General features: G+C 37.8%; 9 protein-coding genes. 8 read left to right on the top strand and 1 reads right to left on the bottom strand.

Features of this window, described 5'->3' with window-relative positions; translation table 11 throughout:
- Positions 1-94 precede the first annotated feature (94 nt).
- A complete protein-coding gene (locus H6G76_RS35035; RefSeq protein WP_190710790.1) occupies positions 95-262 on the top strand; it encodes a DUF3105 domain-containing protein in 168 nt (55 codons plus the stop codon).
- Positions 263-549: 287 nt separating this feature from the next.
- Here the strand turns inward: H6G76_RS35035 and H6G76_RS35030 are convergent, their stop codons facing one another.
- Positions 550-1,131, bottom strand: a complete 582-nt coding sequence (locus H6G76_RS35030) for an HdeD family acid-resistance protein (protein WP_190710789.1) — start codon at positions 1,129-1,131, stop codon at positions 550-552.
- A gap of 286 nt (positions 1,132-1,417) precedes the next feature.
- Between H6G76_RS35030 and H6G76_RS35025 the strand changes: the two genes are divergently transcribed.
- The 7 genes from H6G76_RS35025 (at position 1,418) to H6G76_RS35000 (ending at position 11,193) form a co-directional block, all read left to right on the top strand.
- Positions 1,418-2,020: a DUF411 domain-containing protein gene (locus H6G76_RS35025; protein WP_190710788.1), complete on the top strand. Its 603-nt coding sequence runs from the start codon at positions 1,418-1,420 to the stop codon at positions 2,018-2,020.
- Between the two features lie 1,208 nt (positions 2,021-3,228).
- A complete protein-coding gene (locus H6G76_RS35020) occupies positions 3,229-5,901 on the top strand; it encodes a calcium-binding protein (protein WP_190710787.1) in 2,673 nt (890 codons plus the stop codon).
- Positions 5,902-6,104: 203 nt separating this feature from the next.
- Positions 6,105-7,067, top strand: a complete 963-nt coding sequence (locus H6G76_RS35015) for a MoxR family ATPase (protein ID WP_190710786.1) — start codon at positions 6,105-6,107, stop codon at positions 7,065-7,067.
- 75 nt (positions 7,068-7,142) lie between these two features.
- Positions 7,143-8,483, top strand: a complete 1,341-nt coding sequence (locus tag H6G76_RS35010) for a DUF58 domain-containing protein (protein WP_190710785.1) — start codon at positions 7,143-7,145, stop codon at positions 8,481-8,483.
- A complete protein-coding gene (locus H6G76_RS36765; RefSeq protein ID WP_199337634.1) occupies positions 8,480-9,664 on the top strand; it encodes a DUF1475 family protein in 1,185 nt (394 codons plus the stop codon). The genes H6G76_RS35010 and H6G76_RS36765 overlap by 4 nt, the downstream gene beginning before the upstream one ends.
- 47 nt (positions 9,665-9,711) lie before the next feature.
- Positions 9,712-10,443, top strand: a complete 732-nt coding sequence (locus H6G76_RS36760) for a transglutaminase family protein (protein WP_199337633.1) — start codon at positions 9,712-9,714, stop codon at positions 10,441-10,443.
- Positions 10,444-10,695: 252 nt separating this feature from the next.
- Positions 10,696-11,193 (top strand): hypothetical protein, encoded by a 498-nt coding sequence (locus H6G76_RS35000; protein ID WP_190710784.1) that lies wholly within the window; start codon positions 10,696-10,698, stop codon positions 11,191-11,193.
- Positions 11,194-11,269: the final 76 nt, after the last annotated feature.

Raw genomic sequence — 11,269 nt, 5'->3', positions numbered from 1 at the left:
AAATCCTTATTTTAGCGTATAGACTAGGTAATTCGCGATGCTTGCATTTGCGCCTTATAAGCTAGTCACAAACAAGGTTTGATAGTTTTCGGAGATGTCTATTATTTTGACACCAAGGTTAAACCTCGATACTCCAATTGCACTGACTGCTTGGAATTATCTACAGAAGCTCGACCGTTACAACTCTACAGCAGTCAAAATCTTTTATGATACGCACATTGCTCGTGGCCCTGAATGCCAACAAGGGCTATGTCCGGGCTAATACCGTTTCACTTTAAATTTGATACAAATAGACAGCAGGGGAGCAGGGGAGCAGAGGGGCCGAGGAGAAATTATTTGTATCATTTATTTGGTGAAATGGTATATGGCAAGAAGACATTGTGTTTCTTTCATACCTTGCTAGTGGCGTGAGCCACTAGTCAATTTTGGATCAAGCCTTTAAAGCCTGGGTCGGTTCGCCAGGCTTTTGTTTTGTAGCTGCGATTTTAAATCCTTAGGTGCAAGATGTAAGTAACGCTCAACCTATATCAATTCACAGGAAAGTCATATTTATACAGCTTGATTAGATGCATTCAAGCTAGAACGCGCATTCAAAGACAGCATCACCCGTGAAATACCAGTAACTACAATGCTAGCGCCAAGCAAGGTGCCAAGTAGCCAAGGTGCGTTGCTAGGAAACTGGAACCAAATCAGTGCGCCTAAGAATAAGGTGATAATGCCATTACCTAATACCCATGTCCAGTTTTGTTGTGGACGTAAGCGGAATGCCAAAATTGTCTCGAATGTACCTTCAGTTAGCAAAAAGCTACCTAGTAATAGGGTTAGGGTGAGAATACCTGTGAGAGGATAAATCAATAGCATCACGCCTGTCGCAATATACAGTCCACTGAGGAGAAGTTTCCACAGAAAACCTCCTTCATGGCGGGTATGAGTAGCATAAACCAGTTTGGCAAATCCTGCCGCAATCAGAATTATCGCCACCCAACTCTCCGCAAATATGGTTGTCACAACAGGAATAGCGATCGCTACAATCCCTAAAATAATCAAGAGAGCGCCAATGGCAATTGAAGTATTAACTTGCTTGTTAATATCGCTAGACTGGTTGATATTAGTAGAAACATCGTTTGTCATACAAAATTTTTCCTTACTCTTGAGTTAACTCTAAGATTAGGTTAAAAATTTTTTCAACGCCTAGACAGAGCCTTAAGGTAGACACATTGGTAATAAATTAATTCTGAGCATCCTCAAAATCTACGACTTCAGTATCACTCCAATGTCTTTCCCCATACTCTACACCTATATGCTCTAATACCTTTTTTCAAGGCAGATGTGTAATTTCTTAAAATATAGTAGTTAGCTGAATTAACCAGGATTAGCTTTGATCAAAATTGGCTGTACAGTATTTAGGGAATTTTAAATGTCGCACAAAAATTTGATTAATAGATGGCACGAATTACTACATTCTGTTACGGTACGTGTTGCCATGAAAGTAGTTGTAACAATTTGCTTGACAACAAGTGTATTAGGCATTTTAGGAAGTTATGCTCCTATTAGCCATGCTCAAGTTATTCCTACTGCGGTTGCAATTAATACCCCAGTTATTAGTAGTACACAAATACACAAGACATTAGGCGCAATTACACCAAATGCTACTGTATATCGTAGTCCTGACTGTAGCTGTTGTCATGGATGGATTGATCACTTAAAGTCACAAGGTTTTAAAATCGATGACGTTGCTACAAATGACATTGAAGCAATCAAACAAAATTACAATGTGCCTGATAATTTAGCCTCTTGCCACACAGCAATTGTTAATGGATATGTGGTTGAAGGACACGTACCAGCACAAGATATCAAACGTCTGCTTCAAGAACAACCACAAGTTACTGGCTTATCTGTTCCCCAAATGCCTGTAGGTACTCCAGGAATGGAGATGGGCAATAAAAAAGACCCATTTAATGTGGTTTCTTTTGATAGGAAGGGTACAGTTGAAGTATTTAACCATTATCCAGCTTCGTGAGCTAGAAAATCAATTGCTATAGCAATCCTAAATGAATTATAAACAAATCTACTCCCCACTCCCTATTCCCTGCCTCAACCAGTACTTGAAAAATCAAATAGGATTGCTAGATACAGGCTTTTTTAATTACCTAATTCAAATTTATTAGAAAATTAATCTTAAATGTTGAATTTTCTAACAGAGGATGAGGGGTCTGGCACTGCAATTTTAATTAAACTAAACAAAGTAAAATTTGATTAATCAATACCAGGGTTAGGGTTTTATCAGGTATTGAGTAGAGCGATCGCTACATGGAACTGCGATCGCTTTTTATTTAGCTATTTAAAATCAAATACTGCTCAAATACAAATACTTAGATCATATAAGTAAATAAATTACCAATACCAGATAACGTAATTTAACTTAAAATACATTTTAATAACTAAGTAATCATACTAGCAGTTTATGATTTCTTTAAAAATATCTTAAACTTCTCTGACTTTATAGGATGGTATGCTTTAGGTGATCGCAATCACTCCAAATCTTAGAGTGATAGTCTATGCGGAATCGTGGATGTTTTGGTATTAGCATCTTGACCTTTACATCACCTTCTTGTCTTAATTTACTTACGTAAAGTAAAGTAAATATAAATACGTCGATCAAGAATGTGAAGAGTAGGCAAAGATATGTGCATAAGTATAGACAACTAAGTGAAAAAGCTAGTATCAAGTTATTGTTAGGTTATTAGTTGTTTCTTACTCTTAAGCTAGAGAGCTATAAGCAATAGTTTACAGAGAAGTTACACAAATTCCTATCCCTTGTCAACTGTTTGATGTTTTGAATACAGTAGAATTCCCGATAGATAAACCGCCCAATGTGAAATGTAATTTCAGTATTTAAACTTGGTTTTTAAGTGCAATTTCCGCGATGGCTGTCATGATTAAGATATGCACTCATCAACGATAATTAAATAAGATGAAACTAGGTATTTTATTTCTGAACATACTTAAGTACATTTCCAAACAACTAAAGCTCAAATAGTAAGAAATTATATAAATTCTACTTTTAAGCTCATTACTAGGGTTAATCTTCAGGGGAGAATTTACCTTTTAGGGTAGATGGAATTAAGCCAAAATATGGCTTTAAATTGTGAAATTACTTTGGTTTATCAACCAATTAGTTACAAGTTAAAAACCTATTAATTACGGGAAAATCGCTAGGTAAAAGTTATGGCAAAGATTATTGGCACCAACAATAACGATAAATTAGTAGGCACTAACAAAGCAGACGAGATTTTTGGTCAAGCAGGTAGCGATCGCCTGGAGAGTAATAATGGAAATGACGCACTGTATGGTGGTGCAGGAAACGACACCCTAATTGGTGGTGCGGGGAATGACAAACTATTTGATAGTGTTGGTAACAATGTACTCGACGGTGGTACAGGGAATGACACGTTAAATATTTATAACTCTACTGGCAATAATAAGCTTTCAGGCGGCACTGGGAATGATTCTTTTTACGCCGATAAAGTTCAAGGTACAAACATCCTCAACGGTGACAATGGTAATGATTCCTTCTATCTATCAGCTTCGATAACTGTCTCTACCTCCTTAAAAACTCAAACCGTAGATGGAGGCAAAGATTACGATTTTTTATCTATAAATTACAGTCAAGCACCTGAGAAAATTACTTCAAATTTTGATATATATGCTAACAAAGGCTTAATTACATCTGGGAAGAATCAAGTTAGCTATAAGAATATTGAAAAATTAAAGATTATAGGTACAGCCTACGATGACTATATTGTAGGCAGTAGTGGCAAAAATCTGATTTTTGGTGGTGCTGGTAGTGATTACTTAAGTGTTGATTATTCAACTAGCGATAACCTCCTTAAAGGTGAGAGTGGTGACGATAACTTAAGTGCTGACGCGACAACGGGAGATAACTTACTGGATGGGGGCGAAGGCAATGATACGATCTCTGCTTCTGGCTATCATACTTTCTACGATGGAACCACTAATGCCGCTTCTGGTGATAACACCCTCATTGGTGGTGCTGGTGACGATAGCTTGAGTGCCAAGTACACAACGGGTGATAATTTACTAGATGGGGGTGATGGCAATGATCATCTCTTGATTGGTAGCTATGCTGACCAATACGGATTTGCCACCTCTGGAAATAACACCCTTAACGGTGGTGCTGGTGACGATGAATTGCTTGCTGCCTTTATTACAGGTGATAACTTACTGGATGGGGGCGATGGCAACGACAATATCAATGTTTCTAGCTACTACGACTACTCAGGAAATAATCCAGCTGGATTTGGCAATAACACTGTCTATGGTGGTCTTGGCAATGATTCTATCTCTTTCGTATTATATACTTCTCCTGAATCTCTAAAGACTCAAAAAGTAGATGGAGGGGTTGGTGAAGATCTATTAAAAGTGTTGTATGCCTATCCTACTGAGGGAATTATTGCCACTTTTGATACTGCCACTAACCAAGGCTCAATTACTGCTGGCAACAATCTAATCAACTACAAAAATATTGAAAAATTAGAGATTTCAGGTACAGTTTACAATGATCAAATGATCGGAGGCAGTGGTAACGATTCGTTTGATGGCGGTAGTGATGGCATTGATACGATAGATGGCGGCGCTGGCGAAGATTTAGTCTCGTTTTATAACTACCAGGCAACTGAGGGAATCACTTCCACTTTTGATGCGGCTACTAACCAAGGCTTTATTAAAACTGATACATATCAGGTTAGCTACAAAAATATTGAACGATTAGCGATCTCAGGTACTCGTTACAATGACCTAATGATAGGGGGCAATGGCAACGATTCCTTCGATGGTGGTATTGACACTGATGGCAATGACACGATAGATGGCGGTGCTGGAAAAGATTTATTATCCTTTCTTAACTACAATGGTAGTCAGGGAATTACAACAACTTTCGATGTCACTACTAAGCAAGGCTCGATTACAGGCGGCACATATCTCGCTAATTATAAAAATATTGAGCGATTAGATATTAGAGGTACAAACTACGATGACAACATTGTAGGCACCGACGGCAATGATACCCTCCAAGGTGGCGGCGAAGGTAATGATCGGATATCTGGTGGTGCAGGTGACGATAGCTTAGTTGCTAACTATTCACAAGGTAATAACTTTTTGGATGGTGGTAGTGGCAATGATGATATCTCTGCTTCTGGGGAAGTTTCAGAGTATCGTGGTGAAGTTTCTATCAACGCTGTCTCTGGAAATAACACACTTAAAGGTGGCACTGGTGACGATAAGTTAGTTGCTAACTATTCATCAGGAAATAATCTACTTGAAGGTGGCGATGGCAATGATTTTCTCTCTGTCTCTGGTAACGATTTCTTTACCTACTACGGGCTTTATTCTGCGACTGGAGATAACACGCTCCGAGGTGGGGCTAGTGACGATAAATTGATTGTTGACTATTCATCAGGAAATAATCTGCTTGAAGGTGGTGATGGTAATGATGATCTCTCTGCCTTTGGTGCGGCTGGTAATAATACCCTGAACGGTAGTAATGGAAATGATATCCTGACTGGAGGCAATGGCACTGATACCTTTGTTTTTAATAGTTACAATCAAGGCGTTGATTTCATTAAAAATTTCACTGCAACTATTGATCGGATTCAGATATCTTCTGCTGGTTTTAGTGGATTATCAACAGGTAAACTCTCGGCTAGTCAGTTTATTGTTGGTACATCTGCAACCAATAGTGACCAGCGATTTATATATAACTTGAGTACAGGTGGATTATACTTTGACCAAGATGGCAGTGCAGCTGGTTTTAGTCAGGTACAATTTGCAACCTTATCTCCGGGAGTGACATTAACTAATAATAATTTTGTGGTTGTTTAATTGTAATTAGCGTTTCATGCTTGTAGCTAGATAAACATAAGAAATGCTTTGATTGCGAGATGTTGAAATGACATCTCGCATTTTATTTGTGCATATATATAGCAGAGGACAGGTAACAGGTAACAGGTGACAGGCGATAGGGTTAAAGTTTATCTAGAGCAAATGGGTACATTATCTTCATGACATTCAGATAATGAACCAAAATGGAGAATGACAACTCAAAAACTCAGGATTGGCCTAGCACAGAAATTTACCAACGAATTTTTAACAATATTCAAAAGGTAATCAAGGGGCAATCAGGAGCAATCAGGAAATTACTTTCTGCTTTTGCTAGTGGTGGACACGTATTGCTGGAAGATTATCCCGGAACTGGCAAAACTACCTTAGCAAAGGCATTAGCATACTCTGTAGATGTAAGTTTCAAGCGCATTCAATTTACACCAGATCTTTTGCCTTCGGATATTTTGGGTATTTCGATGCTTAATCCCAGCGATCGCACTTTTCATTTCCACGAAGGCCCAATTTTCGCACATATTGTCCTGGCTGACGAGATTAACCGGGCTTCGCCGCGTACCCAGTCTGCACTACTAGAAGCGATGGCAGAGTTTCAAGTCAGCATTGATGGTAACTTACGAAAACTCAAAGATCCCTTTTTTGTCATCGCTACTCAAAACCCAGTGGAATCGCGTGGTACTTACCCCCTTCCGGAAGCCCAAATGGATCGTTTTGCACTCCAGTTTAGTTTGGGATATATATCACCAGAAGACGAGGTTAATCTACTCTCAGACCAAATTCAACAACACCCGATTGAGACAATTCAACCTTGCATTGATTTACAAGACATCATCACTTTAAAACAGCAAGTCAAGCAAGTTCGGATCTCTCAAGAATTGAAATGCTACTTAGTAGATATTGTCAATGCTAGTCGGACTGCCCAAGGTGTGCAATTAGGAGCTAGCCCAAGAGCATCTCTTGCTTTGATGAAGATTGCTCAAGCATTAGCTTTGTTTGATGGCTATGAATTTGTCACACCAGAACATATTCAAGAACTTGCGGTGGCGGTGATTGCTCATCGCTTAGTTATGGAACCGCAAGCGCGTTTTTCTGGTATAACCGCCGCCAGTGTTGTTGAAGATATTCTCAAATCTGTTCCTGTTCCAGTGTGATAGAGGACTCATATTTGATTTTTGAAAAAAATCAGCAAATTCCTACCTATTGCCTGTTGCCTATTCCCTTCTTATATGAAACTTTTTACCTATCGTCTTTTCTATTTCAGTTATGGCGTTCAACGGAAACTAATAAGACGAGTTACTGTTAGTGGCATGGCTGTAGTTGTGGTGGCGATCGCAGCCGCTCTAACTGGTTCTAGCAATGAAAGCATGAACTATCAACTAGTTTCTTTTCTGTTATCTATTCTCACCATATCTATAGTTTTTAGTTTATGGTTTCGCTATCAATTTAGTGCTAATCGCTATCTACCTAGATTCGCCACTGTGGGCGTGAAAATAAAGTACAAAATTGTTATTCATAACAAAAGCAGCAAGATTCAAAAGGGACTCAAACTATTTGAAAACTTTGCCGATCCCCGTCCAAATTTTAAAGAGTTCAGAGAAACTTCTGCAACTATAAAAGCTAAAAATAATTCATTTGTTCAAGCTTTAGGATATGATAGGTGGCTTTGGTTAATTACTCGCAAACAAGGCGGTAAAGCTTTACCAATAGATTTACCAGCCCTTGCACCTCATAGCAAAACAGAAGTTATTTGTGAAATCATACCTCATCACCGAGGCGTTATCCGGCTCATGGGTATGACCGTCGCTAGACCAGATCCTTTTGGGCTGGTTAATGCTTGTGCAACTATTTCTTTACCCCAATCTTTATTGATTTTACCTAAGTTATATCAACTGCCAGCAATTCAACTTCCTGGCACAAAGAGATATCAATCTGGTGGGGTGGCGTTAGCTTCTTCTGTAGGAGATTCAGAAGAATTTCGGTCTTTGCGCGATTATCGCCCAGGGGATTCATTGCGAAAAATTCATTGGAAAAGCTGGGCGAAAATTGGAAAGCCAATTGTTAAAGAAGAACAGGATGAATTTTTTGTCAGACACGCTTTGATTTTAGATACATTTCAAAGCGTTAATTATAGTGAAATTTTAGAAGCAGCCATCTCAATTGCCGCTTCATTAGCCTGTGAAGTTCAAACCCAAGAATCATTATTAGACTTGATGTTTGTTGGTAATGAAGCTTACTGTTTTACCTTTGGCAGAGGACTCAGCCACACTGACAGAATGCTAGAAATTATTGCATCTGTTATTCCCTGCCGAGACAAATCTTTTGATTCGATTATTCCTGTATTAATAGAAAAACTGACTTTATTAAGTGGCTGTATATGTATATTTTTAACTTGGGACGCAGACAGGGAAAGATTGGTTAATTATCTCAAGAATATGGGTATTCATACTTTAGTTTTAATGATTACAGATAAAGAAGATAACTTTGATTTAAATTTGATGAATGACCAACTCATAAGTTTCCGCATTTTAAAGTTGGGCAAAATACAAGAGGAACTAATGCATATATGAAAGCACCAGCATTTCTTCTTAGTGCTGCTTTAATCTTTTGGGGTTGGCAGACAGGAATGTGGATTTTTGCCATACCAATGGCTGTAATTTTAGCAGTACATCCCTTGATTCGCTGGCGTTGGGATTTTTCTTATGAGGATTTCCGAAACATTACGAATCTTTGTTTGATGATTTTGGTATGTTTACTGGTTTATCTTTTAATTACTAACCGTTCACTCTATTTAATTTATCATCTTTTGCAGTGGGTACCGTTAGCATTTTTTCCCTTGTTGTTTGCTCAAATATACTATGTAAATGAAAGTCTTGATATCCGTAAACTTTTTTTATTCTTAACAAATACAAAAAAAGAACCATCTCATAGTTTGATTGTTAATCTCAGTTATCCTTACTTTGCTATTTGTATTTTATCTGCTGGAACTGCTAATAGTAGGGATATCTCTTTTTATATGGGGATGTTTTTACTTATCAGTATTGCTCTTTGGTTGAAGCGATCGCCACGATTTTCTGTTACGCTTTGGCTGTGCCTAATTCTATGTGCTGGGAGTATTGGTTTTGTCGGACAGATAGGTGTTTATCAACTTCAACAGCAGTTAGAAGCCACGGTTGTAGAATGGTTAAGCAATGCTAACAGTAGTGGTCAAGCAACAGACTCAACCAATAAACGCACAAGTATTGGTGATATTGGAGTATTAAAACAGTCTAATCAAATTGTGTTTCGTGTTGCTGGTAATACTCCTATACTGCTTAAAGAAGCCACTTATGATAAGTACAAATCCGGATTTTGGTTAACATCAAACCCTACTTTTACTGCTATAAAACCTGATAGTAGTGGTAAAACTTGGCGTTTAGGAAATAAAACAGCTAATAGTTCAACACTTAATATTTCTGCAACACTTAATCAAGGTAAAGGCTTACTCAGGCTGGCTAACGGAACATTTGAAATTGATGAATTACCAGTCAGCCGTATGGAAAAAAATACATATGGCACAATTAAAGTTGAAGGAAAAAGTGATGCGATCGCTTATCGAGTTTTGTTTGATAATAGCCAATCTTTAGATAGCCCACCGACAGCAGATGATTTACAAATAAGCAAGTCCGAAATCCCAGCCATCAATCAAACTATTAGCCAACTGGATATTAAAGATAAATCACATCAAGCTATTTTGCACGTTATTCTTTAAAGCTTACAGATAAAAATAATCAATCAACGCCTTTATCAACATTTTTATTGCAAACTCGCTCTGGACACTGTGAATATTTTGCCACTGCAACTACACTACTTTTACGTGCTGTTGGTATACCAGCCCGTTATGTTGTCGGCTATTCGGTTCACGAATTTAGCTCATTAGAAAACCAATATATCGTTCGTAGCCGTCATGCTCATGCTTGGACAATGGCATATATAAATGGTAAATGGCAAGCGTTTGATACAACCCCTGCTGATTGGACAAATATTGAGAATGCTAATGCTTCTAAATTATCATTTATCTCTGATTTATGGTCATTTTTTAGTTTCAAAATTTCAGGATGGTTACGTTCTGGATTATTTAGCCATTTATTTAAGTATACGTGGTGGCTCATTTTACCATTGATAATTATGCGGTTGATTAAGGTTAATTCTCAAAATAGAGTACGCCGTTTATCTCCAAAACAGTTATTGACTAAAAAAGTACATAAGGCTGAACTAAATAACAGGAATGATGAATTTTATCGGATTGAACAACGCTTCAATGAGTTAGGTTTAAGCCGTCACCCTTCAGAGTCTTTAAAAAATTGGCTTAATAGGCTAAAAGAGGAATTTCCTAATTTAGATTTAAGTGAGGACTTAGCATTAATTGTTGAACTACATTACCGCGATCGCTACGATCCTCAATGTATTAAAGAAGCTGAGAAAGCCAGATTAAAATCTGCTATTCAAGCATTGTTAGAAGTATTACCTAAAAATTTTGACAAGCAATAATCAGAGCGATCGCACCTTGTATAAATACCAGATTAGCTTCTACCCTACATTATTCCATTAGATAGAAGCCAAATTGTCTTTTGATTATTTAAAGTAAGCACATCAGGGAAATATCATCTTTTAGTTGAGGCTTGAATTGTTTCAGTGTCAAATTTTGATTCGTTACAAATAGTATATGCCTTAATAGTTAAATAAACACAATATTCAGCAATTAATAGTCAAATCTATAGCCGCAAGAACGGTTTAAATATCATGCACAACAATAATCTTTTTGTCCATAAAAATTCATGGTTAAATAAAGCAACGCTTTTAATACTAGCGATAAGTGGGCTGACTGCTTGTGCTTCCGAAACAAAGCAACCTGATGTTGTTGTTGTTCCTACGCCGCAAGCAACAGTTACTGTCACTGCCACTGCTACACCAGAACCAGCACCTCCTGTTGTGATTACGCCTACTCCGCAAGTAACAACAGTTGTGCAAACTGAACCAATTACAGATGTCTTAGTAATTACTAACGCTAATAAACAGACACTTGTAAATAAACCTGTGCAGTTTTCTAATGTTAAAGTTCAAAGTGTAGTAGGCGATCGCACTTTCTGGGTTGGTTCAAATAGTACTCAACGTGTATTTGTCGTGTTAGCCCCCAACTTAGATGCAGGAAGTGCTGAAAACAAAGTAGTTGTGAAACCTGGGCAAACCCTAGATTTAGCTGGTGCGCTAAAAGCCTTGCGGGGGGACAAAATGGTCTAGAATGCTTATCTTACAAAGAGTGTAGCAATTTGTGGTAAAAGAAAAAGAGCATTTATTCGCAATAAGCTCTATTTAA

This window comes from Nostoc sp. FACHB-152, assembly GCF_014697475.1.
In the GTDB taxonomy this organism is placed as follows: Bacteria; Cyanobacteriota; Cyanobacteriia; order Cyanobacteriales; family Nostocaceae; genus Nostoc_B.
This window is presented reverse-complemented; position numbering and strand designations above follow the sequence as displayed.